This window comes from Pseudoalteromonas sp. 2CM32C, assembly GCF_023161925.1.
Lineage (GTDB): Bacteria > Pseudomonadota > Gammaproteobacteria > Enterobacterales > Alteromonadaceae > Pseudoalteromonas > Pseudoalteromonas marina.
In genome coordinates, this window is record NZ_JALNTI010000005.1 from 44,108 (window position 1) to 63,567 (window position 19,460).

17 protein-coding genes are annotated in these 19,460 nt (G+C 39.1%); 8 read left to right on the forward strand and 9 right to left on the reverse strand.

Annotated features, from left to right (window positions below; all coding sequences use genetic code 11):
• Positions 1–16: 16 nt before the first annotated feature.
• The 5 genes from MTF67_RS10945 to zapB all read right to left on the reverse strand — a co-directional run bounded on the left by MTF67_RS10945 (position 17) and on the right by zapB (position 3,735).
• Entirely contained in the window at positions 17–505 is a 489-nt protein-coding gene (locus tag MTF67_RS10945; RefSeq protein ID WP_006791217.1) for a peptidylprolyl isomerase, read from the reverse strand.
• A gap of 66 nt (positions 506–571) precedes the next feature.
• Complete coding sequence (locus MTF67_RS10950; protein ID WP_248519543.1) at positions 572–2,059, reverse strand: LysM peptidoglycan-binding domain-containing protein; 1,488 nt, start codon at positions 2,057–2,059, stop codon at positions 572–574.
• A 55-nt stretch (positions 2,060–2,114) separates the two neighbouring features.
• Positions 2,115–3,137, reverse strand: coding sequence for an MBL fold metallo-hydrolase (locus MTF67_RS10955; RefSeq protein WP_248519544.1), 1,023 nt, complete (start codon positions 3,135–3,137; stop codon positions 2,115–2,117).
• Between the two features lie 62 nt (positions 3,138–3,199).
• Positions 3,200–3,505 carry a cell division protein ZapA gene (locus MTF67_RS10960; RefSeq protein ID WP_006791214.1) on the reverse strand — a complete coding sequence of 102 codons (306 nt, stop codon included), beginning with the start codon at positions 3,503–3,505 and terminating at the stop codon, positions 3,200–3,202.
• Positions 3,505–3,735: a cell division protein ZapB gene (gene zapB, locus MTF67_RS10965; protein WP_006791213.1), complete on the reverse strand. Its 231-nt coding sequence runs from the start codon at positions 3,733–3,735 to the stop codon at positions 3,505–3,507. Before zapB ends, MTF67_RS10960 begins: the two co-directional genes overlap by 1 nt.
• 448 nt (positions 3,736–4,183) lie before the next feature.
• Here zapB and rlmJ point away from each other — a divergent pair, with 448 nt between their 5' ends.
• Complete coding sequence (rlmJ, locus tag MTF67_RS10970) at positions 4,184–5,023, forward strand: 23S rRNA (adenine(2030)-N(6))-methyltransferase RlmJ (protein WP_039037970.1); 840 nt, start codon at positions 4,184–4,186, stop codon at positions 5,021–5,023.
• Between the two features lie 94 nt (positions 5,024–5,117).
• Here rlmJ and MTF67_RS10975 read toward each other — a convergent pair whose 3' ends face one another.
• Positions 5,118–5,684, reverse strand: coding sequence for an alkylphosphonate utilization protein (locus tag MTF67_RS10975; protein ID WP_008130442.1), 567 nt, complete (start codon positions 5,682–5,684; stop codon positions 5,118–5,120).
• 74 nt (positions 5,685–5,758) lie between these two features.
• A complete protein-coding gene (locus MTF67_RS10980; protein WP_248519545.1) occupies positions 5,759–6,508 on the reverse strand; it encodes a transporter substrate-binding domain-containing protein in 750 nt (249 codons plus the stop codon).
• 153 nt (positions 6,509–6,661) lie between these two features.
• On the opposite strand from MTF67_RS10980, the gene MTF67_RS10985 reads away from it, so the two are divergent.
• From MTF67_RS10985 to MTF67_RS11015, 7 genes are all read left to right on the forward strand, one after another.
• Positions 6,662–7,927, forward strand: a complete 1,266-nt coding sequence (locus MTF67_RS10985) for an HDOD domain-containing protein (protein ID WP_248519546.1) — start codon at positions 6,662–6,664, stop codon at positions 7,925–7,927.
• Between the two features lie 2 nt (positions 7,928–7,929).
• Positions 7,930–8,547 (forward strand): paraquat-inducible protein A, encoded by a 618-nt coding sequence (locus tag MTF67_RS10990; protein ID WP_006791208.1) that lies wholly within the window; start codon positions 7,930–7,932, stop codon positions 8,545–8,547.
• A 59-nt stretch (positions 8,548–8,606) separates the two neighbouring features.
• Positions 8,607–8,981 carry a hypothetical protein gene (locus tag MTF67_RS10995; protein WP_248519547.1) on the forward strand — a complete coding sequence of 125 codons (375 nt, stop codon included), beginning with the start codon at positions 8,607–8,609 and terminating at the stop codon, positions 8,979–8,981.
• 149 nt (positions 8,982–9,130) lie between these two features.
• The gene (locus tag MTF67_RS11000) at positions 9,131–10,498 is read left to right on the forward strand and encodes a TolC family protein (RefSeq protein ID WP_248519548.1); all 1,368 of its coding nucleotides are present in this window, start codon (positions 9,131–9,133) and stop codon (positions 10,496–10,498) included.
• Complete coding sequence (locus MTF67_RS11005; RefSeq protein WP_248519549.1) at positions 10,488–11,981, forward strand: efflux RND transporter periplasmic adaptor subunit; 1,494 nt, start codon at positions 10,488–10,490, stop codon at positions 11,979–11,981. The genes MTF67_RS11000 and MTF67_RS11005 overlap by 11 nt, the downstream gene beginning before the upstream one ends.
• Entirely contained in the window at positions 11,978–15,097 is a 3,120-nt protein-coding gene (locus MTF67_RS11010; protein WP_248519550.1) for an efflux RND transporter permease subunit, read from the forward strand. The genes MTF67_RS11005 and MTF67_RS11010 overlap by 4 nt, the downstream gene beginning before the upstream one ends.
• Positions 15,098–15,275: 178 nt before the next feature.
• A complete protein-coding gene (locus MTF67_RS11015) occupies positions 15,276–15,731 on the forward strand; it encodes a hypothetical protein (protein WP_006791203.1) in 456 nt (151 codons plus the stop codon).
• A 70-nt stretch (positions 15,732–15,801) separates the two neighbouring features.
• Here the strand turns inward: MTF67_RS11015 and MTF67_RS11020 are convergent, their stop codons facing one another.
• Complete coding sequence (locus MTF67_RS11020) at positions 15,802–17,289, reverse strand: exopolyphosphatase (protein WP_248519551.1); 1,488 nt, start codon at positions 17,287–17,289, stop codon at positions 15,802–15,804.
• Positions 17,282–19,369 carry a polyphosphate kinase 1 gene (gene ppk1 / locus MTF67_RS11025; protein ID WP_248519552.1) on the reverse strand — a complete coding sequence of 696 codons (2,088 nt, stop codon included), beginning with the start codon at positions 19,367–19,369 and terminating at the stop codon, positions 17,282–17,284. Before ppk1 ends, MTF67_RS11020 begins: the two co-directional genes overlap by 8 nt.
• Between the last annotated feature and the right edge of the window lie 91 nt (positions 19,370–19,460).

Sequence of the window (19,460 nt, forward strand, 5' to 3'; positions counted from 1 at the left end):
GTTCCTTTTTCGCTAATTAGTGAGCGTGGCCACAACCGCCTTCAGCGTGAACATGGCCATGCGAAATTTCTTCGCTGGTTGCTTCGCGTACCGATACAACTTCAACATCAAATGTTAGAGTTTTACCTGCAAATGGGTGGTTTAGGTCACAATCGGCATTAAAACGACCAACTTTAACAATTGTGACTTGATGACGGCCTTGGTTAGATTGAACCATTGCGGTCATACCTGGTTTCCACACTTTAACATCGCCTTGTAAATGCTTTAGTGGAATGCGTTGAATTAAGTCATCAACACGCTCACCATAAGATTCACTTGGTTCAAGTGTTACACTAAATTTATCGCCGGCACTTTTATCTTCAAGGGCTTTTTCTAAACCCGCAAGCATGCCTTCGCTGCCATGGATGTAGCTAAGTGGTGCATCATTTACACTACTTTCAATTTGCTCACCTGCTTCACTGAGTGTGTAGTGAAACTCTACTGCCGAATTTTTACTAATTTGCATGCTGATCTCTTTCAATAATAACTATGTTAGGGCGTGATTTTACGCGAAATAGATTGGTTTATAAACTTAACGTGGTTGATTTAGTGTTTTTTGCAGATCAAGCAGTAGGTCTTTTTTGATTGGCTTGGCTTTAGGTTTTTCAGCTTGAGGAATAAAAAGTACTAGCTGACTGCCGGGCTTTAAAATACTTGAGGCTGATAATTTATTCCACTTAGCTAAATCGCTATGTGGTACGTCGTAAAGTTGGCTAATGCTCCACAGGCTATCTCCGGTTTTTACGGTGTAGTCTATTTCTATTGTTGGGATGACAATATCTTCTTGAGGTTCTAGATAAGGGCTTATTTTGTAATCTATGGTTAAAGAGCTTGGTAAGGTTTTGGGTTGCCCAACCAATAACTTTTCGCCTATACCAATAAAGTTATTGGCTTTGTTATTAAGCTGTTTAAGCGCTTTGACCGACATACTATAACGCTTTGCAATGCCATAAAGTGTATCGTTTTGCTTTACTATGTATTCACCAGCAAAGTTAGATTTAAAAAACTGACTTTTTAAAAGTGCCTCTTGGCCTATTGGCAGTAGTAAGGTATGTGGTCCGTTTGGCGAACTTTGATTTTTTAAATACCCTTGGTTAATTGCATGTAACTGCTTTGAGCCAATTCCAGACAGCTTAGCAATAACTGAAAAATCGAATTGCTGACCTATATTCATTTGTGTGGTGAGTGGTTTATAAGCAAGTTTTGGTTGCTTCATGCCTGTTTGTGGATGCTTAACTAAATAACTTAAAGCGAGTAATTTTGGTACGTAATCAGCAGTTTCTTTTGGCAAGCTGAGCGACCAAAAGTCAGTGCTTTTTCCTCGTTTAGTATTTTTCTCTATGGCCCGTTTTACGCGTCCTTCACCGCTATTGTAGGCGGCTAATGCATGTAGCCAGTTACCATTAAAACGTTTATGTAAATAACTCAGATAATCCAGCGCAGCATCGGTTGAAGCAAGTACATCTTGGCGTCCGTCGTACCATTGATCTGACTTTATACCAAAGTGATACGCGGTTGCACCGACAAGTTGCCATACGCCAACAGCTTGCTGCGATGAGGCAGCGGTAGGTCTAAAGTCACTTTCCACAAAAGGCAGTAACGCTATTTCCATAGGGAGGTTTCTTTGCTCGATCTTTTTTACAATGTGGTATAAATAGGGTGCTGCACGCTTACTTACCGTTGTTAGGTATTTAGGCTGTTTTAGATACCACTTAATGCGTTTTTTTAAAGCCCGATTTTGATAAACCGTAAAGTGTAAGTTGTTAGCAATGTGCACCCATAAATCAGTCGTTTTTGGTGGGCGCTTTTTTACGACTCTATTTTTAACCTTTAGTGGCGTGCTTTGTTCTTCAATAAGAAGTGCTTGTTGCTTTTGGGGTATCGGTTCATCTACGTTTTGGTGATTAGCGTAATCAGGCTCAAAATGAGTAAATATTTGAGGTGCCTCTGCCTGCTTTTGCTCAGTTGATTCACAACCAAACAAAAAAAGTACTAAAAAGCATAATATCAAACTGCGCATAGTGATCACTTGAATAAATTCCTTTTATTATTTTAACACAATCCGTTGTGTTGGGTTATTGTGAGCTTTTAGCGCGATTGAGTCCTGCTTGTAAAAAAAACTGGCTCGACTTTTGGTTTAGCGTGTCTTGTTGATAAGGAGCGAGCACATTTTGTGGAAAAGATTCTATGAGTGCTTCAGTTGTTAGGTTTTGATTACTTTTGACGTGTTCAGTCAGGGCATTTAAAAACGCCAGTGGTTGATTTAGTTGTTGTTTATTTAGAGTATCACCATGGCCTGGTATAATGAGTGATAGCTTTTCATTACTTATGTATTGTTTAAGCAACGTTTGCCAGCTTTTAAGTTCACCGTGGCCTGGGTAAGGCAGCCAATCAACAATATCACCACCAATTAACGTGCTCCCATTGTTTGTAGTAATGGTTAAATCACCCGTAGTATGCGCTTTGTGTGGTGTGATATTTATCTCAAAGTTCCCTAAATTAAGCGTTTTACTTACTGCTAATGCTATTTTTGGTGGATTAAGCTTATATTCGCGCCAGCGAAAAAGTCGTGCTTTAGCCAGTTCTAGCTTTTCTCGCCATGCTGTTTGTTCTTCTTTGGGAATTGAAGCTAAACGCTGATAACTCAGTTCAATGCTTTTTTCATAGCTGTCGAGTTTATTGATGTAGGCTTTTTGATAGGTTTTAAAATCAGCGCTCACTTGCTGGTGGGTAATGAGTTTAGCGTTTGGATAGTAGTGTTGAACCACCGCCATTCCTAGTAAGTGATCGTCGTGATAATGAGTTGCAACTAAATAACAAAGAGGCGTTTTAAGACGTTTTTTTAGTTCAACGACAAGTTGTTCAACACCGGCAAAATTCCCGCTGGTATCAACAAGTAGGGCGCATTCAGCGCCTTCAATTAAAACTTGGTTTGAGTCGTAAAAGCGTAAATCGTCCTGTTGTTTTAAAAATTGGATATTGTTATTAATAGTTTGCCAGCTAATAGCTGCATTTGAATTGGCTGTGGCAAAAAGTAAACCTATCATCAGGAGTGTATATTTTAACGATGAGTGAATAGTGAGTAAGGAGTACTTCATTTGCGATCTCTTGCAGGCCATTTATTACCCTAATGATAAACAAAAAGCGCAGGTTGCGCTTTTTATTTTTTTTGTTCGGGGTCACTTGCCAAATGTTGGCTGAGTTTATCAACAAGTTGGTCTTGGTGTTGCTGCTCAACAGTTGCTTGTGTTTTTGCTTCAAGCAAATCGTGGCTTAAATTAAGTGCTGCCATAAGCAATGCTTTTTGATCGTTTCGAACGGTTGAACGCTGTTTCATTTGTTCAACTAAGTCGTTTAGATTTTTAGCTGCTGCTATCAATGCCTCTTCTTGTCCTTGCGGACAAGCAAATTGCTGCTCTTTACCTAGCAACTCAACAGTGACCCGCTGGTTTTGCAGCTCAGACATTAGCTAGCCTGTTGTGCGCTTTGTAATTTATCAAGCAAGCCAGTTAATGTTGTGCTGGCATCTTTTTGCTTTTCTTCGTTTTCAAGCGCTTCTAGTTGTAAAAGCTCATTATCATCAGCAAGTTTGCTGTTTTGTTCTTTTAAGCTAGCAACGTCAGTTTGTAATTGATTATTGCGTTCAATAAGTGAATCGATCAGTTGTTCGAGTTGTTGAAGAGTATTGTTGTCCATAAGGCGCTCATATAACTGTAATTAATGTCTTGCAAATGTAAAGCAAAGTACATTAATTTACTAGCATTTACGCGAGTTTTAGCTGATTTTTCTTCTTTGTTAAGGGATAATTCATACAACGTGCTTTTTTGTTCATATATGGTTCATTTAAACACCCTTTATCCAAGAGGTTGTTGAATTTTGCGGATTAAAGTTTGTTCAAACTAGGGGGTATTTAATCGTGGCGCGAGGTTTGTAACTCAGTGGACTCGGTAACTGCTCCCGCGTTATTCTACCGGCTTAAATTCATGTAAGTATAACCGCACTATGTAGGCTCTACTTTGCCTAAATATCAAACAGGCCGCTTAAACTTTAATCTCGAACGGTTAACAGACCCTAGTGCAAGTTGCTAAAGCCCAGTGCTTATGGTTCACTTGCGATATTAAATTGCGTATGGCGAAAATAAATAATGCTTAGTTACAGACACTCATTTCATGCGGGTAATCCGGCCGATGTTCTAAAACATCTTGTATTGGCTGAGGTGCTTAAATATCAAACAGTTAAGGATAAGCCGCTAGATTACATTGATACGCACTCTGGCGCAGGCTTTTTTGAACTCGCAGCAGCTGATGCTCAAAAAACGCAAGAATACCAAGACGGTATTGAAAAGTTGTGGGCGCACACAAGTGAGCATGAGGCACTTAACGAATACATTGACCTAATTAAATCGTTCAATAATACGAGTGACCTCGATTTTTATCCGGGTTCACCAAAAATTGCTGAACATTATTTACGTCGTCAAGATAAAGGTTGGTTTTTTGAATTGCACCCAAGAGACTTAGTCTTGCTAGAAAGTAATATGCAGGGTAAGCGCTCTATTCGAGTGCGCGGTGAAGACGGGTTCACTGGTTTGGTAGGGCTACTGCCACCTGCGTCTCGAAGAGCGTGCGTATTAATCGACCCACCATACGAAATTAAAGATGATTATGAACGCGTTGTAAAAACATTAATTAAAGCACATCAACGATTTGCAACGGGTACTTATATGATTTGGTATCCGGTTGTTGATCGGGAGCGCATTAACAATATGGAGCAGGGTTTAATTGATTCCGGTATGCGAAATATTCAGTTATTTGAGCTGGGAACCGAGGCCGATACTGACGTTCATGGCATGACTGCATCAGGTATGATAGTGATTAATCCGCCATGGAAGCTTAAACAAACTATGGATAATGTATTGCCTGAGCTAGTGTCATTGTTAAGTGAACCTACTGGCTTTTATAGGTGTGAGCAACTGGTTGATGAATAACCACTACTTACAAAAATGCCCAGCACTGCTGGGCATTTTTGTTCTAACTTATTACTCACAGTTAAAAGCGAAGATAGTGTGAGTTATTGACTGCCTACTTTTTAACAAACTTAGTTAAAATGACAATGCGCTGGCCATCAACACGCCCTTCAATGTGCTCAGGGTTACTGGTTAAACCAATGTTGCGCACCGCAGTACCACGTTTTGCTGTAAGGCTACTGCCTTTTACATCTAAATCTTTTATGAGTGTCACGGTATCGCCAGCTTGAAGAACCACGCCATTACTATCGACATGTTTAACATCGTCATCTTCAGCAAGTGCTTTATTAGCCCAAGCCAGAGTCTCTTCTTCTAGATATACCATGTCTAGCGCATCTTGTGCCCAACCGTTATCAGGTGCTAAGCGCGATAGCATTCTATAGGCAACAACTTGAACCGCAGGTGTTTGGCTCCACATGCTGTCATTTAAACAATGCCAATGCGTCGGCGTTACATCTACGGTGTTTTCAATTTGTTCTTTGCATGTTTTGCAAGTGTAAATGCATTTGTCTGAATGTGTTTCGGTTACAGGTGGAACTTCATAAACAGATAAGTCATTGGTAGCTGCACACAATTCACACTGGTTGTTGCTGCGTTCAATTAAGGCTTTTTCAATACTCATAGGACTACTTTTTTGGTCGGGTTAATATTTTTGCATAGTATAACTCAGCGCACTGGGTGTGTGTTATAAATCCCTTAATTTTGTATGGGTATTTCTTTCATGTATTTTTCAGCTATGTTGTTTATATAGCCAATGCTGTGGAGGTTTTTTATTACTTTATTAATGATAGGCATTAAGTGCTTATGTTTGCTAAGTAGGCGAATTCTCAAAAAACCATGAGAATATTGAGCACCAAAACCAATGTTGATATTAAGTTTTTGTGACCAATATAAGGTTGGCAACTCACCTATTATGGCAACATCTACTCTTTTTCGAACTAGCGCCTCTATGAGTTCTTTTTCCGAAGGAAAATCAACGCGTTTAAATGTATCAGCATTGTGATAATAATAACCTAATACTGTGCCTACATTTTTACCCTCCATGTTGGACACATGTTGCCATTTTTTTGTGTTTTCGGGCAGCGTTACAAGCATTTCTGTTACTGTAATTAATGGGTCAGAAAATACATATTGGGTGTTGGTTCTTTCACTTTGAGGTAGCCAATCAAGCGAGATCACATCAAAGTCAATAATCCCTTCATTAAGGTATTTAGTGATTCGCTTTGCTGGTAGCGATTCATGAGAAGCAGAGATATTAGCGTCAATCAATACTTTTTCAATGATTTCTGGTAACACACCCGGGCGTTTAGGATTGTTGGTGTAGAAAGGGTAATGACTTCCAGATGAGCTAATGTTGTACTTTAGGGTATTGTTGCTTTGTGCTGCAATATTAGGAAGCGAGCTCAATGCTAAACATAATATCAATAACCACTTTAAAATAAGCAAACCCGCTCCTGTACTACGAACTTTTTTATTAGTTTTATTTACTTTGCAAAATTTTGCAACGATTAAGATGCATTTACTATACTTTTAATCTTTAACATAGATTAGACTCAAAAGATTAGCTTTAATTTTGCACAAACTTATAGGTGAATTCTATTGAACGTGTCTGACACTCCGTCGTTAACGCCTACGTTGACACAATATGTTGCTAGGCAACCAATATTTGATGCAGACAAGGCAGTGTTTGCTTATGAGTTGCTTTACCGAAACTCAGCAAATAATGCGTTTCCTATAGGTACTAGCGATGAACACGCGACCAGCCGTTTGTTTTTTAATACCTTAATGCTAGTTGGTGCAGAAAAGCTTACAGCTCACCAACTTGCTTTTGTAAACCTTTCTACAGACGCTTTGCTGGATGAATTCCCTAAACTATTAAACCCTGAACATACTGTAATAGAAATTGTGGAGCGTACGGTAAATATTGCAGCGGTTGCTAGTCGTATTAAAGCGCTGAAAGGTCAGGGTTATGTATTTGCACTGGACGATTATGACGGCGATGAAAAATGGGAGCCGTTACTCGCCCTTGTTAGTTATATAAAAATTGAGGCTGAAGAGCCTATTATTAAAACTAATATGCGGGTTAAAAAGCTGAAACGAAGTTACCCTCATTGCAAAATAATAGTAGAGCGAATAGAAACTTACGATCAGTTTATAAACTTACGTGATGCAGGTTGTGATTATTTTCAGGGATTCTTTTTTGCCCGCCCAGAAATGCTAACTTACAGTGGGGTCGATCCTTCAAAAGTTACCGTTTTCGAACTCCTTAAAGCAATAGCAAAAGAATCGTTATGCTTTGAAGAAATTCATCAGCGTGTAGCTAAAGATGTAGGAATAACGGCGCGAATTTTACGTTTGGCAAATGCACGTTCTAATAATAGTAATTTAGTTATTACGTCCATATCGCAAGCTGTTGTTTATTTAGGTGAGGACGTAATTCGCCAATTTGTGCGTGTATTAGCTGTTAGCGATTTAGGAATAGATAAACCAACAGAGTTGACTAAATTTGCTCTTGTACGCGCTCGGTTAATAGAGCTTATATTAGCTGAAACAAACAAAAATTTATCTCAGCAAGGTTACTTAGTGGGTTTGTTTTCGATGCTTGATGCGATATTAGATATTGAGCTAGCAACTATTGTAAAAGAGTTTACGCTAGATAAAAGCATAACAGATGCTTTGCTACTGCAAACCGGTTTGCTGGGTGATTGCTTATTACTGGCAAAAGCGATTGAAACTAAAAACTGGGCAGTGGTTGAAACACAACTTAAGTTGGTTAACCCAGAGATGGAAATAGAAAAAATATACAGCTTTATATTAGAGTCAATGCTTTATAGTGATGATGTAATAGAAGTTATGAGCGAATAAGTATGCGTAATTTTTTATCTGTTGTAAGTGTAGTTATTGCTTTATGTTTGTTATTTCCGGGTATTACAAAACCCGTGCTAACAATTGAAGGGAATATTGATAAATCAAAACTTGCTCAAGCGGGGATTGAAATGTTAGCTGAAGAGGGCGATGGCCGAACGCGCAGCATGCTAATGATGTTTTCAAACATGTTGGGCCTGGATAAGTTAGACGGTGAGATTAGCGCTTATAGCAAAACGCAAAGTATTTACGGCACTATCACAGACCTAGCAAATAATAATAATTTACTTGTGGCTGCCTTGGTTGGTCTTTTTTCAGTTGTGGTGCCAAGCTTAAAGCTATTATTACAGCTACTGTATTGCTGCTTACCAGTGAATAGACTTAAGCAAGTATGTGGCAATATTGTTTGTGCACTCAGCAAATGGAGTATGGTTGATGTATTTGTAATAGCATTAATTGTTACGTATTTAGCGGGCAATGCACACGGTAAAAGTGGTGAATTACTTGTTATGAATGCACAATTTGGTGAAGGGTTTTGGTATTTTAGTGGCTATTGTATATTTACAGTAATTGCCAGTTATTTAATTAAACCCCAAACCAAACTACAAAACACGCCCTAAATTATTTGTAGTCGTTTATAAGTTACTTTAAAATCCCCTTTTTTGATTGAGGTACTATTTTGCAACGCTTGTACACTATTTTACTTACGCTTACTTTACTGCTCACGTTCGTGGGTCAGTCGTTTGCGTCTGTAGCAAGTGAATGTGAAATGCCTCATCAGTCTAATGCTCACGTTAATATGCATTTGGGCAATAGTAGCGCAGAGAATAACAGCGCTCACCATTCCATGATGCAAATGGATTGCTGCGATGATGAAGCGACTGCTCAAAATGAATGCAGTTGCCCTGTTAATGGCTGTACCGCTAACTCAATGCTCAATGTTGATATTCTAATGATTATTGCAGTTATGAGTACTGAAAAAGTTAATGCGTGCGAATCGCTTGCTCAAACAACCTCTCCCAAATCACTTTACCGACCTCCAATGTTTGCTTAAATAGCAGGATAGGTGTGTTTAAATTTTATGGAACCTCAAGCTGATTTTTATCTTTTGAAAACGTGATTAGTTTTCGTATTAGGTGCGGCTGATATAAACACCTTTCTTGCCAATTTAAATTTTTTATTAATTTTTAAATGGAGCAAGTGATGAATTACGCTTTGAAAATAAATGCAGTGCTATGTTGTTTGACTTTGTTCAGTAGTGCGGCAAATACCCAAGAAGAAAAAACGACTGGCGCAATAGATGAGTATAGCTCTGTACGTACGCTAAACTTATCTCACGCCCTTACCTATGCACTTGCAAATGATCCGTGGTTATCGGCAAGCCGCCACCAAGAGCAAGCCATTATGGCGCAAAGTATTATGGCGGGTACTTTACCCGACCCAACACTAACGCTTGGTCTTATGAACTTACCAACAAATGGTTATGCGTTTGACCAAGAAGGGATGACTCAATTTAAAGTGAGTCTAAGCCAAAAATTTAGCCGCGGTGATAGTCTATCACTGAAACAAAAGTCGCTTTTTCAGTCGTCTAAGCAATATCCATGGCAGCGAGCTGATAGGTTGGCTCAAGTGAAAGCGATGGTTACTGAGTTTTGGTTAAATGCTTATAGGGCTCAGTACAGTATTAATTTGATTGAGAAAGACAAAGAGTTATTTACTCAGCTTATTCAAATAACTGAGGCCAGCTACGCAAGTACACAGGGTAAAACACGCCAGCAAGATATTATTCGTGCTCAGTTAGAGCTTACCCGCTTAGAAGATAAGCTACTCATACTTGAACAGCAACTTCACAGTGCTAAAAACCGGCTAGCGCAATGGTTACCCATAACAATGTTAGTAAAATCTTTAGACGATAAATTTATACCTCCTGTGGCGCTTACTGATTTTAATACCCTTGAATTTAGTCAACTTATGCAATTACTTATGGCTCATCCAGCTATTGTTGCTATAGAGCAAAGTGTGTTGGCAAAGCAAACACAAGTGAGCTTAGCGAAACAAAGTTATAAGCCACAGATAGGGGTTAATGTGGGGTATGGCTATCGAGCAGACACCCCAATGGGCCAATCAAGAGCCGATTTACTTTCTGTGGGTGTTAGCATTGATCTCCCTTTATTTACGGATAACAGGCAAGACCAACACGTTAAATCGGCTATATCGATTAAGGAAGCGACTAAAACACAAAAAAGGGTCGCTTTGCAAAAGCTCAAAGGTATGTATTTTAAAGAATACAGTCAGCTATCCCAGTTACAAAAACGAAATACGCTATATCAAAATATTTTATTAGTACAAATGGCTGAGCAATCACAAGCAACTTTAAATGCTTATACGCGTGATGACGGTGACTTTTCTGATGTTATGCAAGCACGTATTAGTGAGTTAAATGCCAAAATTGACGCGCTTAACATCCAAGTCGATCAACACATTATTATTGCACGCTTAAATTATTATATGAGTAGCTTAGACTCCCAAGTTATGGGCGAACTACGCGAGGAGCAGCCTGATGAACACTAATTTGAAACTATTCATTGCCGCTATTGTAGGGGCTGGTTTATGGGCTGGTTTTACGCAAATTATAGCTGATGAAAAACCGGCCGTAAAACAACCCTTATATTGGGTGGCACCCATGGACAGCAATTATAGGCGTGACGCTCCAGGCCTCTCTCCTATGGGAATGGATTTAGTGCCCGTTTACGACGAAGTTGGTAATAGTGAAAGTGAAAAAGGAGCGATTACTATTTCGCCAGCGGTAATTAACAATTTAGGAGTTAAAACCACTAAGGTGCAGTTAAAAGCACTGCAAAGTAACATCAATACAGTGGGTTATGTGCAATATAACCAAGATAAAATTACTCATATTCACCCTCGTGTAGAAGGGTGGCTTGAAGATTTATATGTAAAAGCGCAAGGCGATAAGGTAAGCGCCGGCGAACCTTTGTATACCTTATATTCACCGCAGCTAGTTAATGCACAAGAAGAGTTTTTATTGGCAGTAAATAGAAATAACAATGTACTAATTCGTGCTGCAAAGGCACGTTTAGAGTCGTTAAATGTATCTGCTGAATTTATTGAGCGCTTACAAAAAAATAAGCAAATAATGCAAAATATTACCTTTTATGCGCGTCAAAGTGGGATTGTTGATGAGCTGAATGTGCGAGAAGGTTTTTATGTAAAGCCGGGTACATCTATGATGAGTATTGCTCAACTTGATGAAGTATGGGTGGAGGCGGAAATATTTGAACGTCAATCGTCGCTTATTAGTGTTGGCCTACCGGTAACCATGACCCTTGATTATTTTAAGGGAAAAATATGGCAAGGACAGGTCGATTATATTTATCCGGCGCTGGATGCTCAAAATAGAACACTCCGGGTTAGGCTCCGATTTACAAATAAAGACCTTAAGCTAAAAGCGAATATGTTTGCTCAGGTGACTATTCATACAAAAGCGAGTGAACCTCAGCTTGTAGTACCAAAAGAAGCTGTAATTCGTACGCAACATCAAAACCGCGTAGTTGTAGCATTAGGCGAAGGGCGCTTTAAATCTGTTGAAGTGCAAGTAGGACAAACAAGCGTTGATGAAACGATTATTTTATCAGGTGTGGTGGTAAACGATAGCGTGGTTACCTCTGCACAATTTTTAATAGATTCTGAGTCGAGTAAACTTTCAGACTTTAAGCGAATGGAGATGCCAGCTGCTGATAGTAGTAACGATGACAACTCTCAAAGTGCAACCGTAAATGGCGTTATAAATACAATTGATGCAGCAAATCGAGTTGTAAATATTAGTCGTGAAGCTATTCCAAAGTGGAACCGAGGTCCAGCAACAATGAATTTTGTTCTGGCACCGCATATAGAGGTTAACTCTCTTATTAAAGGTCAAACCATTGATTTCACGTTTAGTATTATTAATGATGATTTTGTGATCACCGCTTTAAATAATATAGACGCAATAGATCACTCCTCAATGCAACATACGATGGGCGAGGAAGTAAAATGATTACTGCTGTTATCCGCTGGTCTGTTCATAACCGGTTACTGGTATTGTTGCTTACATTAATTTTAGTGGGCGGTGGTGTGTTTGCCGTTAAAAATACGCCCGTAGATGCCTTGCCCGATTTATCTGATGTGCAAGTTATTGTAAAAACATCGTATCCAGGGCAAGCACCACAAGTGGTTCAAGACCAAGTTACTTATGTGCTTACTACTGCTATGTTATCGGTGCCAGGGACAAAAACCGTAAGAGGCTTTTCATTTTTTGGCGACTCGTATGTTTATATTATTTTTGATGACAGCACTGATTTGTACTGGGCGCGTAGCCGAGTGCAAGAATACCTAACCCAAGCTGCAAACCGTCTGCCTGAAGGTGCAACGCCAGAGCTTGGACCTGATGCAACGGGTGTTGGTTGGGTTTACCTATATGCCCTTATTGATAAAACAAATACGCTTGATATTAGCCAATTGCGAGACTTACAAGATTGGTTTTTAAAGTTTGAATTACAAACTGTGCCGGGTGTTTCTGAAGTAGCCTCTGTAGGGGGAATGGTTAAGCAGTATCAAGTAAATGTAGATCCTAATAAGCTGCGTGCTTACGGCATTCCGTTGAGTCTTATTCAAACTGCAATACAGCAAGGAAACCAAGAAACAGGCGCCTCTGTTATTGAAATGGCCGAAGCTGAATACATGGTTACCAGCACAGGGTACATAAAAAGTGTTGCCGATTTAGAGGCTATTCCATTAGGTACTAATGCAAATGGCACGGCTTTGCAGTTACGTGATGTCGCAAATATTCGCCTAGGCCCACAAATGCGCCGTGGCGTGAGTGATCTTAACGGTGAAGGCGAAGCTACCGGTGGTATTGTTGTTATGCGCTACGGCGAAAATGCACAAAAAACCATTGAACTGGTTAAGGCTAAACTCGAATCGCTTAAAAAAGGATTACCAGAGGGCGTTGAGATTATTCCCGTTTACGACCGCTCAAACTTAATTAACAACGCAATAAGTAATCTGACAAGCAAACTTGTTGAAGAGCTGATTGTTGTAGCGCTTGTGTGTGTTGTGTTTTTGTTTCATGTGCGCTCATCTTTGGTGGCTATTGTTACCTTACCGCTGGGTATTTTAACGGCGTTTATTGTGATGTATTGGCAAGGAATTAACGCTAATATTATGTCTTTGGGCGGGATTGCGATTGCCATAGGGGCAATGACCGATGGCGCCATAGTAATGATTGAAAATATGCATAAGCATATGGAAAAAACGCCTCTGACTGATCAAAACCGTTGGGAAGTCGTTATTAAAGCGACAAGCGAAGTAGGCCCTGCGCTGTTTTTTAGTTTATTAATTATTACCGTGAGTTTTTTGCCTGTATTTATTTTAGAAGCGCAAGAAGGGCGAATGTTCTCACCTCTTGCTTACACTAAAACTTATGCAATGGCGGCTTCAGCAGGATTAGCGATCACCCTAGTGCCTGTATTAATGGGTTATTTTATAAGAGGAAAGGTAATACCTGAAAATAAAAATCCCGTAAATAGATTACTTGTAGCGGCTTATCGGCCTTTGCTCAGATGGGTGCTTAATTTTCCAAAAACAACCTTAATATTTGCTTTAGTTATGACCTTGGTAGGCTTTTACCCACTGAACAAAATAGGTAGCGAGTTTATTCCGCCACTTGATGAGGGTGATTTAATGTATATGCCCACTACATACCCAAGTATATCAATAGCTAAAGCTCGAGAGATTTTGCAGCAAACAGATAAATTAATCGCAACCGTGCCAGAGGTTAAAACAGTTTTTGGTAAAGTCGGGCGAGCTGAAACAGCGACCGATCCCGCACCACTGACAATGATTGAAACGTTTATTCAATTAAAGTCCAAAGACGAGTGGCGAGAGGGAATGACTCTTGAAAAACTCAAAGCCGAACTTGATGCATTAGTCACGTTTCCTGGTTTAACTAATGCGTGGGTTATGCCAATTAAAACACGCATAGACATGTTGGCAACAGGTATTAAAACCCCAATAGGTATTAAAGTGGCAGGTCCACAGTTAAGTGAAATTCAAAAAATTGGTGAGCAAATAGAAACGCTACTTGCTGATATTCAAGGCACTGTATCTGTTTACTCTGAACGAGTGGCTGGTGGGCGCTACGTAAAAATTGATATAAACCGTGAAAAAGCAGCGCGTTATAATTTAAACATAAGCGATATACAGCAAGTTATAGCAACGGCAGTTGGTGGTAAAAATGTAACACAAACAATAGAAGGGCAGGCTCGTTATTCGGTTAACGTGCGTTATCCGCAAGTTTTTAGGGATTCTCCTGACGCCCTTATGTTATTGCCCATTGTGACGCCACAAGGACAGCATATTGCGCTTGGAGATGTCGCTAATGTATTTATTGAAAACGGCCCGTCTGGCATTAAAAGTGAAAATGCACGTTTAAATGGTTGGGTTTATATTGATATAGATGGCGTAGACATTGGTAGCTATGTTGAAAGCGCGAGAGCCGTGCTCGATGAGCGTTTGATACTGCCATCGGGATATTCTATTACATGGGCTGGGCAGTATGAATATATGCAACGTGCAAAAGAGAAGCTCACATACGTAGTGCCTCTCACCTTGGCCATTATTGTTGTGCTGCTCTATCTTAATTTTAAAAGCTTTGCTGAAGTAACTATTATTATGTGCACACTGCCATTGGCTATGATAGGTGGTGTTTGGCTCATGTACCTTCAAGGTTTCAACTTTTCAGTCGCCGTAGGGGTTGGTTTTATTGCACTGGCCGGTGTTGCCGTGGAGATTGGGGTGATTATGCTGGTTTACTTAAATCAGGCATATCAAAACATGTGCTTAACTGCTAAGCGAGCTGATAAACCACTTTCGTTAGCTCAGTTACAGCAAGCAATTATTGAAGGTGCCGGGTTACGTGTGCGTCCTGTCATGATGACGGTGGCTACTATTGTTATTGGTTTATTACCTGTGCTTTATGGAACGGGTACCGGTAGTGAAGTAATGAGCCGAATTGCAGCGCCTATGGTGGGTGGTATGATAAGCGCAATAATGTTGACCTTATTAGTTATTCCTGCGGTTTACCTGTTGTGGAGAACAAAGGCCATTAAGTAACAGTGATAGGGTAATGACTTATCATTGCCCTATAAAAATTACCTATTGTCTGTAAGTTATTCTATTAATTTGTATTTTAATTTATTTTTAAAGTGTAACCCATTGTTTTTAATTGTGGTTTTTATTGGCATGATTCAAGCAACTAGTAACTCATAAGTTAACTAAGTAAGGAATGCACATGCAAGTTAAAACAATTAAAGAGGTATACGATTGGACAGTATTATTTCATACGCAAATGGCGGCTAACTTTCATAGCGTTAAACCAATACTTGATGAGCGTAATGCCATGCTGGTGGATTATTACCTTAATTACGAAAAAAAACTCGCTGAAGATTTAGTGGGTTTTAAAGCGATTACCGAAATTAACACGCTCGACACATTTTGTTATGAGTACTTTGCCAGTAACCCCGAACTTATTACGTTTAACGATATCAGCAAAGATAAGCAGTTAGATGAAAAAGCAATTCAAGATTACTTATCGAGTCAGCATCAAAAAGTTATTGCGCTTTACGATTACCTTCTTGAGCGTGCAGAAACGCAAAATGCGCAAGAGAAGCTAGCGCAGCTACTAGAGCTTGAAAAGCAGGGGCTTAAACAAATGATGCAAAGTACAAATCGCCATATGGATATGTAATTAGCTAAAGTATACATAGCTAAAAGTAGGGTGTAATTGCACCCTACTTAATTATTTACTCGTCAAAATATTATGAGCAGTTAAGACTTATTCCTACCTTTTTCAAATAACGTTGTTCTAGTTCTAAATCTGCATTAAGTAACGTGTGTGTTTGTAAATAATTATCGTAAAATTTAATAAAAAGCCCTGTGGCATTAGCGCTAATATTCATATTAGGTTGCTGGCTAATTTGGCGTTTTTGATTAAATAAAACAGCTAAGCGTAAAATAGTAACAAGCTTAATTACATGTTGCTGCGCGATTGTTGTGAACTCTGGTAATTCATCACGTTTAATTTTTTTTCGGTAAAAGCGAATTAGCGAGCTTAAAATGAGTTGTTCTTGCTGAGTAAAACCAGGAAGCTGGCTATTTGCCACAATGTAAGCGCTGTGTTTATTAATACCTGAAGAGTTAATAGACAAGCCAATTTCGTGTAGCTTAGCAGCCCAATTAAGAAGCGCTATGTCGTTATTATCATTTAGTTGCCACGCTTTGCTAAGGCGTTCGTATATCCAAGTAGCTGTATTGGCAACGCGTGAGGCATGGGCTTTATCTACGGTGTATCGTTCACTCAGGTTATTGATTGTATTGCTGCGAATGTCTTTATCGGCGAGTTTTTGCTGCATTTCATGAAGTAGCCCCTCTCTTAAAGAGAAGTCACTATAAGAGAGCTGATTGATTGAGAACTCTTTAAAAACAGCAATAAGAATGGCAAGTCCTCCACATAGACTCTGCTGACGCTCAGGCGTTAATCCTTCTATACTTATATTATCGATATGTTTAGCGGCAATGCATTGCCGCTTAAGAGCCAGTAAATCGTCAATACTTACACATGTTTGTTGCGGGTTTTGTGCGCACACCATGGTTAAAATTGATTTAATAGTGCCAGATGTACCAATTACATCTTGCCACCCTTCGTTAATGTAGTTGGCAAAAATAACTTCGATTTCTTGTTCCGCTTTTATTTCAGCTCGATTAAAACGCTTAGCCGTAATAGCTCCACCACTAAAAAACTGTTTTGTGTAGCTAACACAGCCCATATTACGGCTGGTAAGAAGCTTATGTTTGAAGTGCTTACCAATAATTAGTTCGGTACTGCCTCCGCCAATATCGATAATAAGGCGGTTCTTTTCGTTATGAACATAATGAGCCACACCTTGATAAATAAGCCGAGCTTCTTCTTGCCCTGGGATCACATCAATATGAAATGGAAATACCTTACTCGCCTGAGTTAAAAAGGCATGAATATTTTTGGCGCGCCTAAAAGTGTATGTAGCAGCTACTTTTACATTACCAGGAGGAAAGTCTTCAAGGGTGTTTGCAAACTGCTTAAGTACAAGTAGCGCACGGTCTATAGCTGCTTGGTTTAGTCTTAATTTATCGTCTAAGCCATCGGCTAAATAAACACGCTGTTTCTCTTTATGCAGAATTTGTAATGTGCCATCCACTTCGCGCGCAACGACCAAGTGAAAGCTATTCGAACCTAGATCGACGGCCGCTATTGATGGGTGATCATTCATTATTATAATTACTCTCCCATTTTTTTAAGTGATCATATATTGCTATTTGTGAGCGAATTTTTTTTCTGTTACCGCGCCTAACATAGATATTTTTTTGCTCGCTATCGATTAGCCGAGCTTTTGTGCGGTCTTTAAATTGTAGCTCTAAAATATCCATAATGAGCTGTTTTAATTTATTATTTAAAATAGGCACTCCCACTTCAACGCGTTGATCAAGATTGCGAGTCATCCAATCAGCGGAAGAAATATACACCTTATCATTGCCATTATTGCCAAATACCATTACGCGAGGATGCTCTAAAAAGCGATCAACAATACTGATCACTTTTATGTTTTCGCTAAAGTGAGCCACCCCCGGTATTAATGAGCACATACCACGTACAATAATTCGGATTTTTACTCCACGACGACCGGCATAATAAAGTTTATCTACAAGTTGTTTATCAACTAAATTATTTACTTTAATTGTAATTTTTCCTGTGAAACCATCTTCAACATGCTGAATCTCTTTATCAATTAAATCCAATAAAGTGTCGCGAGCATTAATAGGGGAGAGCATTAAATATTCAAAATTAAAGGGCTTGTAGCTGCTTTCTATAAACTTAAATACGCTATCGCATTCTTCACAAATACCGTTATGTTTTGTGAAAAGGCTAAAGTCAGTGTAGATTTTAGCTGTTTTTTCGTGAAAGTTTCCGGTACCGATATGGGCGTATTTAACTATTTTGTTTTTTTCTTTACGGTGAATAACACACAGTTTGCTGTGCACTTTTAAGGCTGGAATACCAAAAATAACTTTTATTCCAGCACTGCTAAGAACTTTAGCCCATTCAATATTGTTCTGCTCATCAAAGCGTGCTTTAAGCTCAACCATTACCGTGACACTTTTGCCATTTTTAGCGGCATTGATGAGTAAAGAAATAAGCCGAGACTTACTCGCCACTCGATAAATATTTACTTTAATCTGCGTCACCATAGGATCAAATGCGGCTTGGCGAACATACTCCAGTAAATGATTAAATGTGTGATATGGGTAGTAAAGCAGTATGTCTTGCTCGCTTATTGCGTCAAATACGCTGCTGTGTTTGTTAAAAGCTGTGCTTTGTATGGCTGGAAGTGGTTTGTTTTCAAGGTACTGGCGACCGACATTAGGAAAAGCAATAAAATCTCTAAAGTTACGGTATCGACCCGCGGGTATCAGTGCATCATGATGACTCACGTTTAAACGTTTTTTCATCACTTTTAACATACTTTCTGGCATGCTCTCGTCGTAAACAAGGCGCACAGGCTCTGCATAAATACGTTGTTTAAGGCCCTTAGACATTTTATCGAGCAGACCTTCTTCTAGCTCATCGTCTAAATTGTATTCTGCATCTCGTGTGAGTTTTATTGCATGACCTTGAATTTTATCAAAGTGAAAAAAGTTACTAAAAACATCATTTAAGAAGTAAGAAATAACGTCATCAAGCATAACAATGGTTTTACGACGACGTGTCTTTTCAGGCGGTAATATAATAAAACGGGGTACTCGGTCTGTGGGGACTTCAAGCATAGCGTAGTGGCTTTTTTCGTCACTCATTTCAATAAACAAGTAAGTCATTGTGTCGTTTATATAGTCTGAGTAATCTTTATTTTCATTAAGTAAAATGGGTGATATATGCTGTAAAACCTTGTCATGAAAATACGCTTTAAGCCAATTATGATGAAAGTCTGTTAATTTTTCGGGGCGATCTACATGGATATTATGAGTGGTTAAATCGTTTAAAATTTGTTGGTGTATTAGGTTAAATTTTTTGCCTAGCTGCAAAACTTTTTGTTGAATTTGACTTAATAAAGCTTCGTCTTCTTCAAAATTAGCATCGGGAAGTTTGTTTAATAAAATACGGCGTTTAACGTCGGCAACACGCACCCTAAAAAATTCATCAAGGTTATTAGAAAAAATCCCCAAAAACCGCATGCGTTCAATTATTGGATTATTTTTGTCTTTAGCCTCTTGTAGAACGCGCTCGTTGAATGACAGCCAACTAAGCTCTTTAGCAAAGTATTCAACGGTTTGAGTATGTTCTATGTAGGCATTCATATTATATTCCATTATCTAACGCTGAGTTAAATATAGAACAATTTAATGACATTAAAATGACATGCGTGTCACTTGTATGACACGCAATAAA